17 protein-coding genes and 1 tRNA gene are annotated in these 20,657 nt (G+C 45.7%); 17 read left to right on the top strand and 1 reads right to left on the bottom strand.

Going from position 1 to position 20,657, the window contains the following annotated elements; all coding sequences use genetic code 11:
• Positions 1-23 precede the first annotated feature (23 nt).
• The 5 genes from SPIGRAPES_RS09020 (at position 24) to SPIGRAPES_RS09040 (ending at position 4,021) form a co-directional block, all read left to right on the top strand.
• Positions 24-1,625 (top strand): CTP synthase, encoded by a 1,602-nt coding sequence (locus SPIGRAPES_RS09020; protein WP_014270454.1) that lies wholly within the window; start codon positions 24-26, stop codon positions 1,623-1,625.
• A 151-nt stretch (positions 1,626-1,776) separates the two neighbouring features.
• A tRNA-Ala gene (locus SPIGRAPES_RS09025) sits at positions 1,777-1,849 on the top strand.
• A gap of 228 nt (positions 1,850-2,077) precedes the next feature.
• On the top strand, positions 2,078-2,422 hold the full coding sequence (locus SPIGRAPES_RS09030; RefSeq protein ID WP_014270455.1) for a PadR family transcriptional regulator: 345 nt from the start codon (positions 2,078-2,080) through the stop codon (positions 2,420-2,422).
• Positions 2,415-3,374, top strand: a complete 960-nt coding sequence (locus SPIGRAPES_RS16590) for an HAAS signaling domain-containing protein (RefSeq protein WP_014270456.1) — start codon at positions 2,415-2,417, stop codon at positions 3,372-3,374. Before SPIGRAPES_RS09030 ends, SPIGRAPES_RS16590 begins: the two co-directional genes overlap by 8 nt.
• Before the next feature lie 143 nt (positions 3,375-3,517).
• Positions 3,518-4,021 (top strand): glycosyl-4,4'-diaponeurosporenoate acyltransferase CrtO family protein, encoded by a 504-nt coding sequence (locus SPIGRAPES_RS09040; protein ID WP_014270457.1) that lies wholly within the window; start codon positions 3,518-3,520, stop codon positions 4,019-4,021.
• 1 nt (position 4,022) lies between these two features.
• On the opposite strand, the gene SPIGRAPES_RS09045 is transcribed toward SPIGRAPES_RS09040, so the two are convergent.
• Positions 4,023-6,215, bottom strand: a complete 2,193-nt coding sequence (locus tag SPIGRAPES_RS09045; RefSeq protein WP_014270458.1) for a DUF4954 family protein — start codon at positions 6,213-6,215, stop codon at positions 4,023-4,025.
• A gap of 254 nt (positions 6,216-6,469) precedes the next feature.
• On the opposite strand from SPIGRAPES_RS09045, the gene SPIGRAPES_RS09050 reads away from it, so the two are divergent.
• The 12 genes from SPIGRAPES_RS09050 (at position 6,470) to SPIGRAPES_RS09105 (ending at position 20,653) form a co-directional block, all read left to right on the top strand.
• The gene (locus SPIGRAPES_RS09050; protein WP_014270459.1) at positions 6,470-7,495 is read left to right on the top strand and encodes an extracellular solute-binding protein; all 1,026 of its coding nucleotides are present in this window, start codon (positions 6,470-6,472) and stop codon (positions 7,493-7,495) included.
• A gap of 124 nt (positions 7,496-7,619) precedes the next feature.
• The gene (locus tag SPIGRAPES_RS09055; protein ID WP_014270460.1) at positions 7,620-8,639 is read left to right on the top strand and encodes an ABC transporter substrate-binding protein; all 1,020 of its coding nucleotides are present in this window, start codon (positions 7,620-7,622) and stop codon (positions 8,637-8,639) included.
• A gap of 91 nt (positions 8,640-8,730) precedes the next feature.
• The gene (locus SPIGRAPES_RS09060) at positions 8,731-9,795 is read left to right on the top strand and encodes an ABC transporter ATP-binding protein (RefSeq protein WP_014270461.1); all 1,065 of its coding nucleotides are present in this window, start codon (positions 8,731-8,733) and stop codon (positions 9,793-9,795) included.
• Complete coding sequence (locus SPIGRAPES_RS09065) at positions 9,792-11,456, top strand: ABC transporter permease (protein WP_014270462.1); 1,665 nt, start codon at positions 9,792-9,794, stop codon at positions 11,454-11,456. Before SPIGRAPES_RS09060 ends, SPIGRAPES_RS09065 begins: the two co-directional genes overlap by 4 nt.
• A gap of 69 nt (positions 11,457-11,525) precedes the next feature.
• Positions 11,526-13,310, top strand: coding sequence for a sensor histidine kinase (locus SPIGRAPES_RS09070; protein WP_014270463.1), 1,785 nt, complete (start codon positions 11,526-11,528; stop codon positions 13,308-13,310).
• 10 nt (positions 13,311-13,320) lie between these two features.
• Positions 13,321-14,133 (top strand): response regulator transcription factor, encoded by an 813-nt coding sequence (locus SPIGRAPES_RS09075; RefSeq protein ID WP_014270464.1) that lies wholly within the window; start codon positions 13,321-13,323, stop codon positions 14,131-14,133.
• Positions 14,126-15,205: an acyltransferase domain-containing protein gene (locus SPIGRAPES_RS16595; protein WP_014270465.1), complete on the top strand. Its 1,080-nt coding sequence runs from the start codon at positions 14,126-14,128 to the stop codon at positions 15,203-15,205. The genes SPIGRAPES_RS09075 and SPIGRAPES_RS16595 overlap by 8 nt, the downstream gene beginning before the upstream one ends.
• A gap of 217 nt (positions 15,206-15,422) precedes the next feature.
• On the top strand, positions 15,423-16,496 hold the full coding sequence (locus SPIGRAPES_RS09085) for an alpha/beta hydrolase (RefSeq protein ID WP_155816695.1): 1,074 nt from the start codon (positions 15,423-15,425) through the stop codon (positions 16,494-16,496).
• An 89-nt stretch (positions 16,497-16,585) separates the two neighbouring features.
• Positions 16,586-17,584, top strand: coding sequence for a LacI family DNA-binding transcriptional regulator (locus SPIGRAPES_RS09090; protein ID WP_014270467.1), 999 nt, complete (start codon positions 16,586-16,588; stop codon positions 17,582-17,584).
• Between the two features lie 42 nt (positions 17,585-17,626).
• Positions 17,627-18,892, top strand: a complete 1,266-nt coding sequence (locus SPIGRAPES_RS09095; RefSeq protein WP_014270468.1) for an ABC transporter substrate-binding protein — start codon at positions 17,627-17,629, stop codon at positions 18,890-18,892.
• Between the two features lie 64 nt (positions 18,893-18,956).
• Complete coding sequence (locus SPIGRAPES_RS09100) at positions 18,957-19,829, top strand: carbohydrate ABC transporter permease (protein ID WP_014270469.1); 873 nt, start codon at positions 18,957-18,959, stop codon at positions 19,827-19,829.
• Entirely contained in the window at positions 19,826-20,653 is an 828-nt protein-coding gene (locus SPIGRAPES_RS09105; protein ID WP_014270470.1) for a carbohydrate ABC transporter permease, read from the top strand. Before SPIGRAPES_RS09100 ends, SPIGRAPES_RS09105 begins: the two co-directional genes overlap by 4 nt.
• Positions 20,654-20,657 lie beyond the last annotated feature (4 nt).

The following is a 20,657-nucleotide window of genomic DNA, read 5'->3' on the forward strand; positions in this document are numbered from 1 at the left end:
AAGAAATTATAGAGGAGATACGTATGTCCAAACACATATTTGTAACTGGTGGAGTAGTATCAGGGCTAGGAAAAGGTATTACGGCAGCATCGCTCGGGCGATTGCTCAAGGCACGTGGGTTGAAAATTGCAGCACAGAAGCTTGATCCATACATGAATGTAGACCCCGGAACGATGAGTCCCTACCAACATGGGGAGGTATTCGTAACCGATGATGGTTCGGAAACCGACCTAGACCTCGGGCATTATGAACGGTTTATTGACGAGGACCTGAACAAATATTCCAACATGACCAGCGGAAAAGTCTATTGGAATGTCCTTACCAAAGAAAGAAATGGGGAATACCTGGGATCTACCGTCCAGATTATCCCCCATGTTACCAATGAAATCAAAAACTTCATCTATGCACTGGGGGAAAAGACCGGGGCCGATGTAGTCATTACCGAAATCGGGGGAACTACCGGTGATATCGAAAGCCAGCCTTTTTTGGAGGCCATCAGGCAAATCGGGCATGAAGTCGGTCAAGGCAATTGCCTGTTCATCCATGTAACTTTGATCCCTTACCTCCGCAGCAGCGGGGAACACAAGAGCAAGCCTACCCAGCACTCGGTAAAGGAACTGATGGCCTCGGGCATTTTCCCCGATATCATCGTCACGCGCAGCGATGAACCGATCGAACAGGGAATCAAAGACAAGATTGCCCTTTTCTGCAACGTCAAGGAAGATTGCGTAATCGAGAACAAGACCGTTCCCGTCCTCTACCAGGCACCCATTATGCTCAAAGAAGAAAATCTTGACGATATCGTCTGCAGGGAATTGAACCTCAAGACAAAACAACCTGATCTGAAAGAATGGAAAGCAATGCTCAGCCGCATCGAGAAAGCCGACAAATGTGTAAAGATTGCGTTGGTTGGTAAATATATCCAATTGCATGATGCCTATCTCTCTGTCATGGAAGCCCTCAAACATGCCGGCTGGGAGAACGAGAGCCAAGTCGCCATCAAATGGGTCGACTCGGAAAGCGTGACCCCTGACACGGTCTCAATGTTGCTTGCAGATGTACAGGGTATCCTTGTTCCCGGTGGTTTTGGAGACCGCGGTATCGAAGGCAAGATCGAGGCAGCAAGGTTTGCCAGGGAAAACAATATCCCCTATCTTGGGATTTGCCTGGGAATGCAGATTGCAGTAATCGAGTTTGCCCGGAATATTTTGCATATGGAAGATGCGAACTCCCGTGAATTCAACAAAAAGTCAAAACACACGGTCATTGATTTGATGCCCGACCAGAAGGGAAACATTCCCAAGGGCGGCACCATGCGCCTGGGTTCCTATCCCTGTGCAATAGCTGACGGAACCCTTATGCAGAAAGCTTACAAACAAGAAGCCATAGACGAACGGCATAGACACCGATACGAATTCAACAACGAGTATCGCACCGAAATGACCGAAGCAGGTCTGATAATTTCCGGTACCAGTCCTGACGGCAACCTGGTAGAGGCTGTTGAGTTGAAGGATCATCCTTTCTATCTCGGCGTGCAATACCACCCCGAGTTCAAGAGCCGCCCGAACAGGGCCCATCCGGTATTCAGGGAATTCATCACTGCCTCCTTGAAGACGGTACTGTAGATAAAGTTGAAAATCTGGATGGATTCTCAAAAAGGGTCTGTCCAGATTCCAAAACCCAACAGGGATATCCCTCGGGTAGGTATTCTTGTAGGACGACTCTTGTAATAGTTGACAGTTTTCACGCACTGCAGTAGTTTGTCAGTTGAAAGTCGGGGCCATAGCTCACCTGGTAGAGCGACTGGTTCGCAATCAGTAGGTAGAGGGTTCGAGTCCCTTTGGCTCCAACGCAGGAACTTCCTTACAGGAGGTTCCTTTTTTTGCATAATAAAGCCCTCCGCAACGGAGGGCCCTCTGGCTACTCTGGGTGTTTCTTCGGTTATTCCCCTTCTTCGCCACCACAACTATATTCTAGCACTGAAACAGATTGCCGTCAAATAGTTGGGAATAATCAATGTTATTAATATATTGACAATAATGTGTGTCATACAGTATAAATAAAACAGAGGGATCCTATGGAAGAAGAACAGTTGATGAACAACCTGCTAACAGAATTGAACAGGGGAACCTTGTCACTTTGCGTACTCAGCCAGCTGAAAACGCCCCAATACGGATACTCGCTATTGCAAATCCTGAAGGGAAAACAGATCGACATCGAAGCAAATACACTCTATCCGTTACTCAGACGTCTGGAAACACAGGGATTGCTTGACAGCAGCTGGGACACAAATGAGAGCAGGCCAAGGAAATTCTACCAGCTCAATGAAAAAGGAAAGAACCTTTACGCACTGCTACTCTCTGAGTGGAAAGAAAATACCATGCATATCTCACAACTTATCAGGGGGAATTCCAATGAATAATCTCATCAAACGCTATGTTTCGGAAGTAGTACGTCATCTAAGTGAAAAAGACCGAAAAGAAGTATCCCTTGAACTGGAAAGCAGTATTCTGGATATGCTTCCCCCAGATTACAGCGAAGCTGATGTTGCAGAGGTGCTGAACTCGATGGGAGACCCTGGAAAACTTGCCGACACCTACCGGTCTAGGACAAGGTATCTTATCGGGCCCGACAACTTTGACCTGTACCTGTACGTATTGAAACTGGTGGCTACGGTTTTAGCCTCTGTTACCATTACAATAAGCCTGATTACCATGTTCTTCAACTCAGAGCCGACGATAGCCTCGATCATCACATCAATCATTACCAATACGGCAAGCGCCTTAAGCGGGGCCTTTCTCTGGGTGACCATCACGTTTGCCTTGATTGATTATTTCCAGGTAAAGACAAAGAACGATTCATGGTCAGTCAAAGACCTTCCGGAGAGAATGGCCACGGAAAGTCTGGAGATCAAGAAATCCGAAAGCATAGCAGATATCATTGCCTCTGCGGTTTTCATCGCAATCCTGACAGGAATACTCTACCGCAACCCTGAGGTGTTTGCGGTATTTATCAATGGGCAAAAGACAATCCCGATGTTCCAGGCGGATCTTATCAGACCGTACATCCTGATAATGGCAATTCTGATGGCCTTCTCAATGGTAAGGGGAATCGCGAAGATACAAATCGGGCAATGGACTGCAAAACTTTTAGCAGCCAGCACAGTTCTTGATATTACTGTCACTATATTCCTCATCTATGTGCTGAACCGACACGACTTGGTAAACCCTGCGTTTATCGATTTCATTCCAAAGGAAATGGGATCGTACGATCGCCTCACCACCCTTGCCTCGATATTTCTGGTAGCAATAACGTTGCTGGGTGCAGGAGGCACTATTTTAAAGGTGCTAAGGAATTCCAAAAAAGAAATATAGATGCTTGATCCTGAATATCCGCAATGTATCCCTGTTGGGTAAATCAGGAGAGTTGTCTCAGAGCAAAGTCTTTCCTACTAACTTTTTGTATTTTGACATATTTAATATATAGTGTCATACTTAAACCAAGTGGGGGGAAAACCATGGATATAAACCCTGGGAAATTTGCCGCTGCTCTTGTTATGAGCCAGATTGTTGCATCGGTAGTAGTAGACCATCTCTGCAAAGAGTCCCTTCAGGTACTCAGAAAGAAATTGAAGAGTTACCAGTGGGAACAAAACGGACAAATTTACCAACAGTATCTCCATATCAAGAGCTGGAAGAGCCGGGTACCTGAAATAGGGGACCAATTCTGCAAAGCCCACCTGCAGGAATCGTCACAAGAATATCTTAGCCTATTCGTACTTGAGACTGTGAGGGCAGAGCTCTGCCATGAGATTGCCCTGTTTTTGGCAATTCCCCTCATTCTCAACGCAGACCTGGCATATGCCAACTGGGCCATACTCTACTGCCTGCTGGCAAATATTCCCTTTATCATGATCCAACGCTATAACAGGCCGAGACTGGAAAAAATTATAGCCAGGAAAGTAAGGGAGAATACCGAACCGGCAATTTCCCAGAATTCATCCCCTATCCTTATACGCTAGTTTAAAAAACAACCGAACGAACTTCTTCGATAATTTGCTGGCTGATCTGCTTCGACTCCATTACAAAGGGGTTGTCATCTAGACACCCCAGAACAGCATCCCTCTCTGCATGATTTCGGTAGGTACTTTCCCGGAATTTGTTGTTAAAATCCTTTTCCTTGGTTTTGAACACTTGTTCCTCGATATAGGACCTTGTCTTCACCACTTTTTCCACCAACAGGGGCCAAGTCTCTGCATCAAGGAGAGTGAGACCCAGGACCTGCTTTAAAACACCAAGACCATTGAGAGCCTTATCCCTTGCATAGTCACAGAACCAAGTTTCATAGGCCTGGTGAACAGCATCCCAAGAAGTTATCGCCCCTTCCCTGACCTGGGTTTTCAGCGCCTCTACCTTTCTTTCGGGAACGAGCTGGCCACCGAGGTTCAGCCAAGGCTCGAGAAGCTCTCCCGCTTCCATCTGGAAATCTGAAACTGTGCAATGAGTCTGATGGCACCAGTTGCTGACAGCTATTGTTCCATAAAAAAGCAACATGTCGGTATAGGAGCGGTAGGCTTCAACGGGTTTAAGGATTTCCATCGGCTCACTGCCATTTTCCAAAGAATCGGCAGTAACCCTTATGCTGGAAACCATGTTCCCCTGGGTCTGCAACAACAGCCTGCCTTGTTCGGCCAGTTGGGCTGGAGTATACAACAGGGCATCCCCTACTTGACGGTTCCAGCTTTCGGCTGTCCAAATCTGAATCAGCCTACGTGCCTCCAAAATCTCCATGCTAGTATCGGGGGCAAGGTAATCGGTCTCAATGTGCTGTCGGATAACTTTCCGTTTGTCCCTCTTGCGGTATTTATAACTGTTTCTTTCCAAGGCATACAGATTATACATCCACCAATAGGCTGGCATGATGACACGACGATCCTCTTTGTTATTCGCACTCAACAGGCTGAACGGAAGGGGTATATTCAATTCATAGGGATAATTCCCCTTGGCTATCAAGACATAACTGGCAAATTTGCAGTCGTATTTGAGTGTACTCGAAAGGGCTGGCCAGAACCCGCGCCCTGCCACCAGCTCTCCATCGGCACCCCTGCTATTATGGTTTGAACCAATATTAGCCCCTGCGGCCATATTGGACTGGCCCTTGATAAGGCTTGCAATGAGGAATGAGTTGTTATGGTGCTGCTCATGCCCTGGGAAAACCAGGTTACTGAGCATCTCGCAGCAACTTACTGTCGAATTGTCACCCAGGATGGAATGGATCAGACGGGCTCCGTATTTAAGATTGCAGTTGTCACCCATAATGAAACGAATTGCTTTGCATCCATAGAAAACCCTGCTCCCGGCACCGATAATGCCGTTTACCAGTTCAACGCCTTCCCCAAGCTGAACAGGCTCTGCAAGTGTTGACCGAAGGGTCAGGTTCTTGAGTTTATTGGCTCCCTTGATATAGGAACCTTCGCCAATCCAGACATCCTTGATCGTATCGCACGATTTGATCACTGATTGCTGGCCAACAAAACCATACCAGCCCCTTTTCTTGTCATATTCTGCATCGGTCATGGCCTGGAAACGCTCCATCAAAGCACTATCGTCTCGATAGGTTCCCCAAATCCAGGCATCGCTGCAGCGCATGTCGGAAAAGGGATAGACAGTACGGCCTCCCGCCTCGTTCATGATGTCGATGGTAACCCGTACAGAGGGATCCTCCCCCTCTTTCACGATTCCGTTTCCGAATTTTGCATGGTTGGTAGCAAGCATCTCACCGATCCTATAGAGAATGACATTGCATTCGATGATATAGTGGCTCAAGTAAGAGCAGTCGAAAACTGCACATCCATCACCTATATCACAGGAAATGATACGGCTGTTGCTGATTCCTACCGGGACGGAAAAGTCATGGAAACTCACAACCTTCTTTTCCATTTTCCCCAACCTGACCAATCCAAAAAACTCGGAATTCTTTATCAGACTTGGGTCGAAAGGATCTGTAACAAGTAAATCTGACCAGTTCTGGCAGCTGTTGAGGTTCTGTTTCAAAACAAGGATTTCCTCTTCTTTCAATTGACGCCAGAGAGAGGAGGATGCAGATACCTGTCGGTTTCTCAGATAATATTCATCTTCCCCTTTGGGAAGAAAGGTCCCTGCTATGAAACCATAGCCAAATTTCTTGCTGTCGAGAAGATTTACGGTGTTTTCCATTGCAAAAGTATAGCAACTGCATCAATTCTGTTCAATCTAAATTACCTTGAGCAATAAAAAACTCGTGCCTAAAACAATTGCCCTTACAGAAACCAAGAATCAAATGATACGGTAAAACTCATAGTAAAAAGTGTATACCAATTCATCTAACAGTTGAATTCTAAACAAAATAGCAGTTTTCATACAGTTGTTGGATGCGTATCTTCATGGTAGGCTTTACAAGTAAGATCCAGAAAAGGGGAGGAAAAAGCCAAATGGCCAGAAAAAGAAGCATGCTTGTTCTTGCATTATTCATGGTTGCTTTTTCCTTGGTTGCCTCCGGGAAGTCAGAAAACACTGGATTCCCCTATGATAAACGCAAGGTAATCACGGTCTACACCCCCCATGAGCAACAGCCAATGACAGCCGCGGTGAAAGAATTTCAGGAAACCAGTGGAATTACAGTGCATATACTCTCTGCAGGGACAGGGTCCCTTCTGGAAAGGATACAGAACGAACAAAGAAACGGAAACAACCAATGTGATGTCTTTTGGGGCGGCGGTGCAGAATCGATAGAGGCCAATTCCGATTTATTCGAACCCTACATTTCACGGTTTGACTCTTTAGTCCCTGAAAACAGCAAAGACCCAAAGCACCGATGGATAGGGGAATCCCCCTCCCCTGTAATCATTGCCTATAATACAAAATTACTTTCCCCCCAGGAAATACCTCTCGGCTGGAAAGACCTGCTTGACCCCAAATGGAAAGGTAAAATCGCTTTTGCAGACCCAGAGCATTCAGGGTCAGCCTATACCTTGCTCAATACCATGCTTAACGCCATGGGAGGAGAGGAAGGCGGCGGCTGGGAATATCTGGAACAACTTGTAGCCAATCTTGATGGGAACCTTCTTGCCAATTCATCGGAGGCCTACCTATTAGTGGAAACCGGGGAATATTATATTGGGCTCTCTCAGGAAAAGTCGATACAGACAGCTATAAACGGTGGAGCAAACCTAGCAATTGCCTATCCGGTCGAGGGAACTTCTGCGGTTCCTGATGCCATAGCAGTGGTGAAGGGTTGCAGCAATCCCGATGGCGCTTATGATTTTATCGACTTTATACTCGGCGAGGCAAACCAGAATATGATGAGCAACCTGTTCAACAGGAGACCCATCAGAGCGGACCTGCAACCTCCTCCGGGATTACCCCCGATACAAGCCATCCCCTTGATAGACTATGATCTCTATCAGGCGTCCATATACAAGGCAAAAATTCTGGAACGCTGGCGCAGTATCCTCTGATACATTCCTTCAATCTATTTAAAAAAACAAAGATTCAATCCAGAGAACCTTCATGGGCGTGTCGAAACAAATCAGAGTTTTGCCTGTCCATGGTGTAGAACATATAATCACTAGGAGGATTTTCATGAAAAAAGTACTTGCTTTGGTACTCTTGGTAGGCATTACCTCAATGGTATTTGCTTCAGGAACCCAAGAGACAACGGTCACCCCTGAGAAAAAGGGATCGGTTACGGTCTATTGCCCTCACGAAGCAGGACCGCTAAATGCCGGTGTCCAGGCTTTTGAGGAAGCTACCGGAATTACCGTAGATGTCGTAGCTGCAGGATCGGGAGAATTGCTCAAAAGAATCGAGGCAGAATCGAACAACCCCCTGTGCGACGTTTTCTGGGGAGGCGGCGCAGAGTCTGCAGCAGCCTATTCGGAATATTTTGACTCATTTGTCTCTGAGTATGATTCATTCATCCCTGAGACGGCAAAAGCCCAGAATGATAAATGGATCGGGGAATCCCCTGTTCCTGTGGTAATTATGTATAACAAATCCTTGGTTAGCGAACAGGATGCCCCCAAGGGTTGGGAAGACTTGCTTGACCCCAAATGGAAAGGAAAGATTGCCTTTGCAGACCCGGCCAAGTCAGGTTCCGCTTATACCTTGCTCTGCACAATGATTACAGCTTTCGGAAGGGATAATGGAAAAGGCTGGGATTTTGTAAAGAAACTGGTAGCGAACCTTGACGGCAAAATCCAGGGAAGCTCATCCAATTCCTACAAGCTTGTTGCCGACGGTGAATATTATATTGGGTTGACCCAGGAGAAATCCGTGCAGACTTATTTGCTTGCAGGTGCCAATGTCGGCATGGTATATGCCAAGGAAGGAACTTCCGCCGTTCCCGATTCAATTGCAATCGTAAAAAACAGCAAGAATCCGGAAAATGCCAGAATTTTCGTCAACTACATGCTGGGAAAAGAAAACCAAGACATGATGAGCAAGAATTTCAACAGAAGGCCAGCCCGAAAAGACTTGGAGCCACCAAAGGGTTTGATTGCAATGGCTGATATCAATCTGGTGGATTATGACTTCCTTTGGGCTTCACAGAACAAAGGTGAAATCATCAACTCATGGAAGGATATTGTAGTAGGCAGATAACTGCCTGCACGATTCTCAAGATTGACACGGCATCCAGGGAAAGGGGTCAGACAATCCCTTCCCTGGACGTTGCCAGCTATAAGGAACCGGTATGGGCCAGAGTCATACTGTATTGATTAATAAAGCTATAAAGAAATATGGGGATTTCACTGCACTGAATGGTGTGGAGTTTTCCATCAAAACCGGCGAGTTTTTCACTCTGCTTGGACCCTCCGGCTGCGGCAAGACAACGCTGTTGAGGATGATTGCAGGATTCAACACTATCGACGGGGGAGAAATCCTATTCGATGACACTGTAATAAACTCAATCGAAGCCTATAAGCGCGACATCGGCATGGTTTTTCAGAACTATGCAATATTTCCTCATATGAGTGTTAGCGAAAACGTGGCCTATGGCCTCAAGGCAAGGAAAATCCCTGCCTCGGAAATTCCAAAACTCGTGGAAAATGCACTGGACCTTGTCCAGATAAAAAATCTGGCAAACAGAAAACCCTCGGAACTTTCCGGAGGCCAGCAGCAGCGCGTTGCCTTGGCAAGAGCCGTTGTAATCGAACCCGGATTGCTTTTGATGGATGAACCTTTGTCCAATCTCGATGCAAAACTCCGGGTCCAGATGAGAACAGTAATACGCAAATTGCAACGGAGACTGGCTATCACCACAATCTACGTGACCCATGACCAGGAGGAAGCCCTTGCCATCAGTGACAGGATTGCTGTCATGAAAGATGGAAAAATCATGCAGATTGACACTCCCGAAGAAATCTATACCCACCCTGCCAATCCTTTTGTTGCAGGCTTTATCGGCACTTCAAACTTTCTTGCCTGCAAGATTACAGAAAACCAGGCATTGGTTGAAGGTTCTTTCTCCTGTCCGATAGCCCTCAACAAAGATTTTAGTGGCAATGCTATTATTTCCGTTCGTCCCGAGCATCTTTTCTTTGCTGGGACAGGTCTGCAGGGAACTATCACCATGTCTACCTTCCTTGGCGATTTCATAAACTATGAGATTGAACTTGATTCAGGAAACAGGATCGAACTGAATGAATACGCCAACGAAATGAATACAGTCAGGGAAATTACTAGCAGGGTTTCAGTCCAGTTCATTTCGAAAAAAGCCTGTGTCTATAATGCACAGACAGAGGAGTTGCTGTCATGACAGGTCCCAATAGAAAGGCAAAGCACTTTTTTGGCTTCTGGAATATGTCCAGCATTCTCATTATCCTGACCGTTCTGTTATTTCTTGTGTACCCCTTCTCCTCGTTGATTTTCCAGAGTTTTTTCACTCCGAAAACCACCGGGGCCACCTTGCTCAACTATCAGGATTTCTTCACCCTTCCCTATTACTTCAATGCATTGGCCAGAAGTCTGTCAGTGGCTTTTACCACTATGCTAACTGCTCTGATTATTGGCATTCCCATGGCCTATCTCATGACGAGATACAATATCTATGGAAAAAAGGTAATGCATGTACTGATGATAATGTCCTTGATGTCCCCACCTTTTATCGGGGCCTACTCTTGGATAATTATGTTCGGAAGGGCAGGCTTTTTGACCAAGGCGCTTGCAGCCATCGGGCTGAGGTTCCCTACGATATACGGAAGAGGGGGTATCATCGTTGTCTTCACCCTGATGATGTATCCTTATATTTACCTGTATGTCTCAGGCGCACTTTCCAATATCGACAGCTCCCTTGAGGAAGCGGCCGAAAGCCTAGGTTCAAGCAAGTTCAAACGTTTGATCACCATAACGCTTCCGGTTGTCCTTCCATCCATCGCATCAGGGGCTGTTATTGTTTTCATGACTTCACTTGCAGATTTCGGAACCCCGATGCTCATTGGAGAAGGCTACAAGGTATTGCCTGTCCTCATCTATGAAGAATACATGTCCGAGATGGGTGGCAATGCAAACCTTGCCAGTGCATTGAGTGTAGTTATGATTTTCTGCTCTACCATGATATTGCTTATCCAAAAATGGATTGTATCCAAAAAAAACTACGTAATGACAGCCAGCAGACCTCCGAAGGTCATTCAATTATCCGGGGCGAAGCGTTTCTTTGCATCACTACCAGTGTATATCGTAGCCTGTCTGGCAATCCTTCCCCAGGTAGTCGTATTGATTACTTCGTTTGTCAAAACCCGTGGGCCGATCTTCCAGAAGGGTTTCAGCCTGGACAGTTACAAAAACGTCCTGTACCGGCTTTCCAAACCGATTACCAACACCTATCTGTACTCGATATCGGCAATAGTGTTCATTGTGTTGTTCGGAATGATCATCGCCTATTTGATAGTAAGGAAGAAAGGTGCACTGGGTTCCCTTTTGGATATCCTGGTAATGTTCCCCTACGTCATTCCGGGTTCGGTTCTCGGTATCAGTCTCCTGGTAGCTTTCAACAAGCAACCTTTGCTGCTCACCGGAACCCCTTTGATACTCATCATTTCCTATGTAGTCAGGAAAATGCCCTACACGGTACGCTCTAGCAGCGCCTTTCTCCAACAGATGGACCCTGGGATAGAGGAAGCCTCCATTAGCCTGGGAGTTTCACCGATGAAGACTTTCTTCAAGATTACGGCCAGGCTCATGATCCCTGGGGTTATCTCGGGCGCAATTCTTAGCTGGATTACCTGTATCAATGAATTGAGCTCCAGTATTATGCTCTATACAGGAAAGACGGCTACCATTTCAGTAGCAATCTACACAGAGGTTGTCAGAAATAGTTTCGGTACCGCAGCTGCTTTGGCTTCTATACTCTCAGTTTCCACGGCGCTCTCCCTGTTCATCTTCATGAAGGTTAGCAAAGGGAAGATGTCCGTTGTATGATACAATCGAAGTTCCTGTTGGAGAAACCTTCAGCAGGAACAATCGTAACTAGTGAAGGAAAGGAAACCTTTGGCGAACAAAAGCTTTTTCTCCAAGCTCCTGTTGAGTTTCATGATGGTTGCCATCATCCCGATTGTATTGCTCGGGATCCTTTCGATGCGAATTTCCATAGGGGCAACACGCAAACAGTTGGAAAAACAAGTCTCCTCTGCGGCCATTCGCGCAGGGGAAACATTGGCCCTTACGTTCACAGACCTGCAAGACAGGCTCGACCTTTTCTGCCAAGATCCGCAACTTCTTTCTGTTTTGACATCCCCGACGAAAGGAGAGAGCGAAAAACAACAGATCTATCAGAAAATTTTCTTTCTACTTGCTGGAAAATCTTCTCGTTTTGAAATGCATGTCATTGCAATGGATTCGACAATAGCTGTATCGACAGCCTATTTACCAAAAACCTACAACCCAAAAGAATTTTCATCCTGGGGTTTACTCAGAACGTTAGGTGAAGTCCAAGGTACCAAGGTTTATGCAAACAGGTTCTCCTCGGAATCGGGAACGGAAATGATTGCCTCTATCGGGAGTGCCATCAGGGACACAAAGGGAACAATCCTTGGATATGCAATTATAGATATTCCCTACCAGAGAATCCAGGAGATCTTGGATTCAGTAGCCACCGAGCTCCCCCTTTCCTATACTATCCTCGATACTTGTCAGTATCTTCTGTATGATGACCTCTCCCTTGGTGAAGGATTGCCGTTTATAACCCCTGCCAACCAATCAAAGATAACCAGCGAATCGCCTTCTGGGTTCCTGCAGGATTTCAGTGACAAAAAATACTTGCTCTCCTCCGCACCGTTTCTAGACAACCAATTCACCCTCCTTTCTGCAGTTCCTATGGACTTGGTGTTCCAAAGTAACAATCTTATTGCAATCATAGCTGTTGCAATGGCGTTTATTGCTTTGTTGTTCTGCCTGTTGTTTTCGTGGCTTCTTGCTAAAAATTTCAGCACCTCTTTGTCAAAGATTGTCTTGGTGATGGGAGAGGCTGAGCAAGGAAACCTGAAAGCAAGGACGGATGTTGTTCGTGACGATGAGTTGGGAGACCTTGCAAACGGGCTGAATAAAATGATTGAAAACCTCGATGAATTATTCGAAGAGAACCTACAGAAGCAAGACAACCTGAGACTCGCGGAAATCAAACAACTCCAAGCCCAGATCAACCCCCATTTCCTTTACAACACGCTCGACAGCATTAAATATCTCGCTAAATTGAAAATGACTGATGAAATAGACACCGTAATCTCCCGGCTGGGAACCCTGCTTAAAAGCAGTATTAACAGTAAGGGAGGGGTTGAAACCGTCAAGGAAACCATGTTCATTATCAAGAGCTACCTGGAACTGCAACAAATCTGCTACCCTGGCAAATTCGACTTTTCCATGGATCTCGACCCTGATATATATTCCTTTGTATTGCCAAAACTTATTATACAGCCAATAGTTGAAAATGCAATAATCCATGGGATGGGTTACAAGTTGGGGAAATGTACGCTTTTGATAAAGGGGAAGGTCTATGCAGAATCAATCATTTTTGAAATCATCGACGATGGTATCGGAATGGATGAGGAGCTGGTCGCCTCTGTCCTTTCTCCTACTTCCGTCAGAAAAGAAACAGAGGGTATGAGCATAGGGCTTAAGAATATCCACCGGAGGATACAGTTGTTTTTCGGAAACGAATACGGCCTGGAAATCGAAAGCTCAGAAACCTTTGGGACAACGGTAAGAATCAGACTTCCCATAAGTAGACAAACAGGGCACGCTGACCCGGTTTTACCAACCGGCATTTTTTTAAGTTGAGGGAAAAGACATGAATCGCATTGTAGTTGTAGAAGATTCGCTTCTGCTTAGGAAAGGTATCATCTATACCACAGACTGGAAAAAGCTCAATTGCGAAGTTGTGGGGGAAGCTGACAATGGCTATGGAGGCTGTGCTGTCATCGAAGAACTTCAACCTGATATCGTGATCACAGATATCAGGATGCCGGGAATCGACGGGATCAAAATGATTGAGAATTTGCAGGGGAAAACAAACGCAATGTTTGTAATCATCACTGCATTCAATGAATTCGAATATGCTTGCAAGGCCCTGAAAATGGGAGTTGTGGACTACCTTTCAAAACCAATAGATGATGTGGAATTCTATTCTGTCATGAAACAGACGTGCGAGAAGGTCGAAAAAATAAAGCAATATGAAAAACTCCAAAACCAGCTTGATATGATGGAAGACAGTCGAATCATGTTTTTCAAGGAATATATGGCAGGGGATCAATCTCCTCAGGGAAACTATGTGCAGGCGGCAGTCCAGTTTATAAAAGAGAACTACCAGAAGGATATAGGAATACGAGAGATAGCAGAAAACCTTACCATAAGCGAAAGCCGCCTGAGCCATGTATTCAAGCAGAATACTGGCTATACCCTAGGCGATTACATCCAGAATTTTCGCATGAAGCAGGCTTGCCTCCTACTTTCCGACCCTACAGTAAAAGTATATGAGGTAGCGGGTCAGGTTGGGTTCAAGGACCAGAGGTATTTCAGTGTTATGTTCAAAAAACTGGTGGGATTGTCCCCAAGGGAGTTTCAGAACACGTTCACAAAGCTGGAAGGAGATATCGATGCATGAAATAGATTGGAAACAGTTTTCTGCAATGACCATGATAGAAAAACCACTGCAAGAAAGGCTTTCGGCGTGGTTTGATTTTCTGAAAAGCGAAACGGGAATAGTAACTATCCTTGAACAGGGAGAGTTGGCAATAACACAACAAGCAGAGAAAGAAGCTGCGCTTTGCATCAAACAGGGGTGCTCCCTAGTCGAGCAAGAAAACCAGTCTTTGTTCCCCTTGGTCTTCCTTGCCTATGTCTTGCCAGCCTCCCTTGCGTTGTTTGCAGAGAAAAAAATCCCGGACATGATTGTCAAAGATACCTTTTCCGATGTCGGACGTTGGGTTGCCGCATATGGGAAAACACACCAAGGGGCTTATGGATTTGACCGATATTACTGGATCCTGCACCATTTCTGCGCACACCTTTTCCAAATCGGAAGATTGCAATATGAGGTAGGGACGTTTGCTTTCCCGTACACCATCTATCGTTGTAAACAGGACAATTCGCTGGTTTGCCTTGCCGATAAAAACCTCCAGGTTAATGCTAGCGGCCATCTTTGCGGGACAAATGGAAACTATGCAGGAAAATGGGAAACCCTTTGGTCGGTACAAGGGGGAAGCCTTTTAGCCAACAGGGTAGACCTGGAGACCGGGACGATAGTGCAAACACCCGTGCAGTTTTCCTATGATGACCTTGATTTGCTGGTTCAAAAAGGCTCGCCGGTTCTCCATCTCCATATTAGCGAGGGGTCACCCCTTACCCCTGCAGAAGTAACGGAATCCATCAAGAAAGCCAAGACTTTCTTCTCTGACCTACACATCACTTTTAACGCTTTGCTGTGTGATTCCTGGTTGCTCGACCCAAACCTCTCGAAATTCCTGCCAGAAGAGGGAAATATCTGCTCATTCATGAGACGCTTCTCAAAGTTCCCGGTACTCCATGAACATCCCCAGATTCTTGAACGGGTCTTGGGACCCCTTGCCCCTACCACAGGGTCTTCGCTGGGAAGACTTCTGATCGAATATCTGCAAAAAGGTGGTAGCGTCTACACTACAGGTGGGTTCCTTACCGAAGAGATGTTTATGCAATAGATATTCTATACTCAAAGCGAACATTCTATATTATTTTACAGGATAGATGCATTTATTTATTTGTTTTATATGTAGTTATATTAATTTTTAAAGTAAAGAAACCGTTTCTTTCCATCTTGCAAAACCTGTATATTTTGTAACTGGCTATGCAAAATAACCTTCACATCCGAAGTTATACCTTGCACGCCAAACAATGTTATACTACCATGTATTTATTATGGTTAATTACGATCTGTCTCCAAAGATGAAACGACTGGTGGCACTTCTCGATAGAGTTTCCCTAAACGATCCTGAAGACCTGACTCCAAAACGCATCCAAGAGATTAACGATATTTCGATTCCCAACAATGCAGTTATGAGAAGGCTTCTTGGCAAGAAAGCCTCAAATATTGACAGCAAAACGTTTATCATACCTGTCACCGATGGGGTTGTTACCGGGTACTACTTTGAAAAGCGGGGAACCAGGGAACTTTCCGACCTTACTCCTTTGATTATTTTCTATCATGGGGGCGGTTGGGTATGGGGAAACATGAACCTGTATAACTTTTTCTGTGCCCGGCTCGCCGACATAACCCATGCCTCGGTGCTTTCCGTCGACTACCGGCTTGCCCCGAAATACAAGTTCCCCACGGCTGTCGAGGATTGCTACGACACCCTTATCTGGGCAGCGGCGGGTTGCCGTTACTGGAAAACAGACCCCGACAGAATCTATCTGGTAGGAGACAGTGCAGGGGGAAACCTTGCCGCGGTGGTAAGCCGTCTGGCAAGGGACCGCAAAGGACCAGCCATTGCAGGACAGGTTCTTCTCTACCCGGTAACAGACGGACGGATGCGTACAACAAGTTACGCCAAATACAAGGACTCACCAACACTTACCGACAAGCAGATGGCGTTCTTTATCAACAACTACCAACGGGAACCCAAGGATATCCTAAACCCCAGCTTCTCACCGCTTCTGGGCAAGGACCATTCCCGTTTACCCCAAACCCTTATTATCGGAGCTGAGTACGATCCCCTTCATGATGACGGGATGCTCTATGCAGATGCCTTGGCCTCGGCAGATACCCCTGTCAAATACCTTGAAGTGAAAAAGACAATCCACGGGTTTATCAACTATCCGAATGCAACAGGATCTGAAGAAACCGAATGTGCACTTATTCAGTTCATCGGGGGCAGACCGGTACAACAAGTTGCGCTCATCACCCGTAGGGAATGGAACAAGGCAATGAAAAAAGAACTCCGAAATATTAAGAAACAGAGCAAGTATCATATTTCGGCAGAGGTGCAATAGATTATCGTTAACCCTGTTTTACCCTAGATAATCCCGTCATTATCCCATCTTTACCTTGAAAATCACACTTTCCATGTTAACCTTAACCTGTGAGTATACTATTAAAAGATATTGCAGCGGCAACAGGCTTTTCAATTAACACAGTCTCCCGGGCGTTAAGGGGAGACCAGAAGATTTCTGCTGAATCACGAACCAAAATTCAAGAATCAGCAAAAATGCTCGGGTATATGCCTAACTCAATCGCTGCCAGTATGCGATCAAACCATTCCAAGATGGTCGGTATCATTTCCGCAGATTCTGCAAACCCGTTTTTCAGTGAGGTTGTCCGAGGAATTGAGGAAATGGCAAGCAAGGCCGATTATCATATACTCCTGGCCAGTACCGAAGAATCGATGCAGAAGGAATGCGACCTCATCAGGATGTTTCTCTGCCGGAAAGTCGATGGGATAATCTCAATGCCCGTGTTTGACACCAATAGCAAACACCTCCAGCTCTACCAGGGACTCGATATCCCGTTCATTTTCCCGGGTCGACGCCTTGAGGGACTCGGGGGGCACAGCATCCTGCACAATGACAGGGATGGACAACGGCAAGTCATCTCCCATTTCATTTCAAACGGCCATACAAAGATACTGTATATCGCAGGGCCAAAAAAAATAAGCAATACTATCGACAGGCTTGCAGGACTTGCAGAAGCCTATTCAAACGCAGAGCTCGAGCTTGACCCTGACTATATCGTCGAAGCCTCAGGACATATAGAGGATGGATATTATCTGACGAACCAAGCATTGAACAGGGGAATGGGGTTTACAGCCGTAGCCTGTTTTAATGATATGCTGGCCATGGGCGTGCTTAAAAGCCTCTATGAAAACAATTTGAGGGTTCCAGAGGATATTGAGGTCTTCGGTTATGACAATCTCTACATGTCACAGTTCATGCAACCGAGTCTCAGTACTGTTGATGTTCCTAAATATAGATTGGGGTACGTTGCAATGGAGACCCTGATCGAACACATCCAAGATCCGAGTCTGGAATATATAACAAAGGATTTTCCAACGAGGTTGATTTTCAGGGAAACTACCCGTTAGGAAAAAATATGTCAACTGTGTGTCTTAATAAGGAGGATCCACATGAGAAAGAACATTCTGTTGGTTGTGTTGGTGGCGTTGCTTGCCTCAAACATGTTGTTTGCACAAGCTGCACCCGAACAAAAAAAAGCGGAAGGACCTATAGAAATCACATTCTGGTCTTTATTCACCGGAGGGGATGGAGAATTCTTTGACGCTATGGTCAAGCAATTCAATGCATCCCAAGATAAAATCATCATGAAGAATGACATGGTCAAGTTTGACAATTATTACACCAAACTAACCACTGCCCTTGCAGCAAAGACAGCTCCTGATGTTGTAGTCGTACACCAAGGCAATTTGCTCAACTATGTTCCAAGCGGTTCATTGCTTGCCTTGGATGGCCTCTTTGACGAAGCCACGCTTGCAGATTTCCAGAAAGCACCCTTGGATGGATGCCGCTTCGAAGGAAAGCTTTATTCGATTCCGTTTGATGTACATCCTATAGTTATGTACTATAACAAGGATTTGCTTGCAAAAGCTGGCATTACAACAATACCCCAGAGTGGGGAGGATTTGGTAAAGGCAGCCATCGCAGTGAAGAATGCTACAGGAAAGTGGGGATTTGCTATAGACAATACGACAGGAACCTATAAAGCGTATACGCTGACCAGATTGTTCATGTCTTTGATTGCACAGCAAGGGGGAAGCCTCCTCAACGCCGATAGCACTGCACCGAATTTCAATAATGCATATGGTCAAAATGCTTTGAAATGGCTGCAGGACCTAGTCAACGTCTATAAAGTAAACCCGACCGAACTCGATTATGATGGTGCCATGAATACGTTCAAGCTTGGCGATGCGGCCTTCTACTTCAATGGTGTCTGGGCAACAGGAACCCTTGAGAACCAGGCAGGTTTGAACTTCGGAGCCGCTCCGCTTCCTGCAATCATGGGCGGAAAGGCTGCTTGGGCTGGATCTCACACACTTGCTATCCCGGTACAGAAAAACCAAGATCCTAAAAAAGTCGAGGCTGCTGTAACCTTTATCAAGTGGATGACTGCCAATGGTGAACTCTGGGCAAAGGCAGGGCATATTCCTACCAGAAAGAGCGTTGCAGAGAAAGCTACCTTCAAGGCTTTGCCTTACAGGGCAGATTACGCAGCAGCCGCTGCATTTGCCTTGCCTACTCCCAGAACTGCTGCCTGGGAAGAAATCTATGGGACGCTCAGTGACAAACTGGAGTATGCGGTGACCAAGAACCAGAATACCACCCAGGCTCTTGCCGATATGGAAAAAACGGTAAAAGACATTATCGCAACCTATTGATTTGCATTTCAGTATTTCCCCCTCCCCTGCCTGAGGGGAGGGAATTTTTGGAGGCACGTATACCATGATACCCGGAAACAAAGACAACAGAGATGGAATTCTTTTCTCACTTCCATTCCTACTCGTATATTTCGCCTTTATGGTATATCCATTGCTGTATGGGTTTTATATAAGTTTTTTCAATTGGGACATTCTCTCAACGGCAAAATTTATTGGTTTGAAGAACTACTCTACCCTTTTTTCCGATGTAAAATTCTACACCTCACTCTGGCATACCCTTCAGTTTGTACTCATTACTACGCCAAGCTTACTTTTGGTCGGGTTTATAATGGCTCTGGCAGTCACTTCAAAGTCACCTTTGACCAGAATCATGGAAAACGCATTCTTCTTTCCCTATATTTTCTCAATGACTGTTGTCAGCACGCTATGGGCATGGATCATGCAAAAGGATTTCGGGATATTCAACCAGGCATTGATGGCGATGGGAAGACAACCTATCAGCTGGCTGACCAACGAAAACTTTGCTATGTGGTCGGTAGCCTTGACGACCCTCTGGTGGACTGCAGGATTCAATATGGTCCTGTTTAGCGCCGGTATCAAGCAAATTCCCAAGGAAGTCTTTGAATCGGCAGCAATAGACGGTGCGAACTATTTTCAGAGAATCACCTATATTACCGTTCCTTTGGTGTCTTCCACGACGGTGCTTTGCCTAATCCTCCAGATTATTGCTTCTTTCAATGTATTCGGCCAAGTCTATGTAATGACCGGGGGAGGTCCACATGGAACTACAAGGGTGCTGGTACAGTATATCTATGAGACAGGGTTCAAATATTACAAAATGGGATATAGCGCAGCTATGAGCTACATCCTATTCGCAATCATCATGGTTGTATCAGTTGTCCAATACCTGACACTCACCAGGAGGGAACAGGTATGAAAAGACATCCTTTGAAACAAAAGACAGGAATCACGATTCTTTCCCTGCTATTCATAGCTATTTGGTTTTTCCCTCTTATATGGATGGTCATAACCTCCATGAAATTGGAAAATGAAGTCATTACCAAGACGTTCTCCTTTTTCCCGGCTAATCCAACCTTTGCAAACTATACCAAGGCATTTACCTCAACCTATATCCTCAACTGGATGGTCAATTCTGCAATTGTTTCCTTGGGGGCCATGGTCCTTACCCTTATCATCGATGCCCCAATTGCCTATGCGTTTGCAAAAATCCAGTTCAAGGGCAAGAACCTGCTTTTCTGGATTGTCATGGGAGGAATGATGGTTCCCTTCCAGGTTCTCATAGTCCCGCTCTATCTGCAATTCAATTCCTATGGGATGATCAATACACTAGCCTCTGTAGTTCTACCCCGCATTGCTCTTCCCATAGGGATATTTATTCTCAAACAATTTTATGAAGGAATCCCTGTCGACTTGGAAGAGGCAGCCTTTATAGATGGGTCTTCTCGGTTGAGAATATTCCTACGAATTATCCTTCCCTTGGGGCAGTCAGCTATGGCTACGGTAATCATTCTGTCATTCATAAACACTTGGAATGATTTCCTTTGGCCGCTTATCGCAATCAATGATACTATTAAGTATACGATCACTGTCGGAATAGCGAACTTCCAGGGAACCCATGGAACCCAGTATTCCTTGATTATGGCAGGGGCTACCATAGCATCCATCCCCCAGATACTTTTCTATATCTTTTTTAGGAAAAAAATTATCGCAGGCATCGCAACTAGCGGAATGAAAGGTTAATACC

The sequence above is a fragment of the Sphaerochaeta pleomorpha str. Grapes genome, from assembly GCF_000236685.1.
Classification (GTDB): Bacteria; Spirochaetota; Spirochaetia; order Sphaerochaetales; family Sphaerochaetaceae; genus Sphaerochaeta; species Sphaerochaeta pleomorpha.

Excerpts from the sequence above, each read along its gene's own strand:
- SPIGRAPES_RS09075 (WP_014270464.1), top strand. The coding sequence starts at position 13,321 with ATGAATCGCATTGTAGTTGTAGAAGATTCGCTTCTGCTTAGGAAAGGT.
- SPIGRAPES_RS16595 (WP_014270465.1), top strand. The coding sequence starts at position 14,126 with ATGCATGAAATAGATTGGAAACAGTTTTCTGCAATGACCATGATAGAA.
- SPIGRAPES_RS09045 (WP_014270458.1), bottom strand. The coding sequence starts at position 6,215 with ATGGAAAACACCGTAAATCTTCTCGACAGCAAGAAATTTGGCTATGGT.
- SPIGRAPES_RS09105 (WP_014270470.1), top strand. The coding sequence starts at position 19,826 with ATGAAAAGACATCCTTTGAAACAAAAGACAGGAATCACGATTCTTTCC.
- SPIGRAPES_RS09085 (WP_155816695.1), top strand. The coding sequence starts at position 15,423 with ATGGTTAATTACGATCTGTCTCCAAAGATGAAACGACTGGTGGCACTT.
- SPIGRAPES_RS09040 (WP_014270457.1), top strand. The coding sequence starts at position 3,518 with ATGGATATAAACCCTGGGAAATTTGCCGCTGCTCTTGTTATGAGCCAG.
- SPIGRAPES_RS09055 (WP_014270460.1), top strand. The coding sequence starts at position 7,620 with ATGAAAAAAGTACTTGCTTTGGTACTCTTGGTAGGCATTACCTCAATG.
- SPIGRAPES_RS09050 (WP_014270459.1), top strand. The coding sequence starts at position 6,470 with ATGGCCAGAAAAAGAAGCATGCTTGTTCTTGCATTATTCATGGTTGCT.
- SPIGRAPES_RS09100 (WP_014270469.1), top strand. The coding sequence starts at position 18,957 with ATGATACCCGGAAACAAAGACAACAGAGATGGAATTCTTTTCTCACTT.
- SPIGRAPES_RS09020 (WP_014270454.1), top strand. The coding sequence starts at position 24 with ATGTCCAAACACATATTTGTAACTGGTGGAGTAGTATCAGGGCTAGGA.
- SPIGRAPES_RS09030 (WP_014270455.1), top strand. The coding sequence starts at position 2,078 with ATGGAAGAAGAACAGTTGATGAACAACCTGCTAACAGAATTGAACAGG.
- SPIGRAPES_RS09065 (WP_014270462.1), top strand. The coding sequence starts at position 9,792 with ATGACAGGTCCCAATAGAAAGGCAAAGCACTTTTTTGGCTTCTGGAAT.
- SPIGRAPES_RS09060 (WP_014270461.1), top strand. The coding sequence starts at position 8,731 with ATGGGCCAGAGTCATACTGTATTGATTAATAAAGCTATAAAGAAATAT.
- SPIGRAPES_RS16590 (WP_014270456.1), top strand. The coding sequence starts at position 2,415 with ATGAATAATCTCATCAAACGCTATGTTTCGGAAGTAGTACGTCATCTA.
- SPIGRAPES_RS09095 (WP_014270468.1), top strand. The coding sequence starts at position 17,627 with ATGAGAAAGAACATTCTGTTGGTTGTGTTGGTGGCGTTGCTTGCCTCA.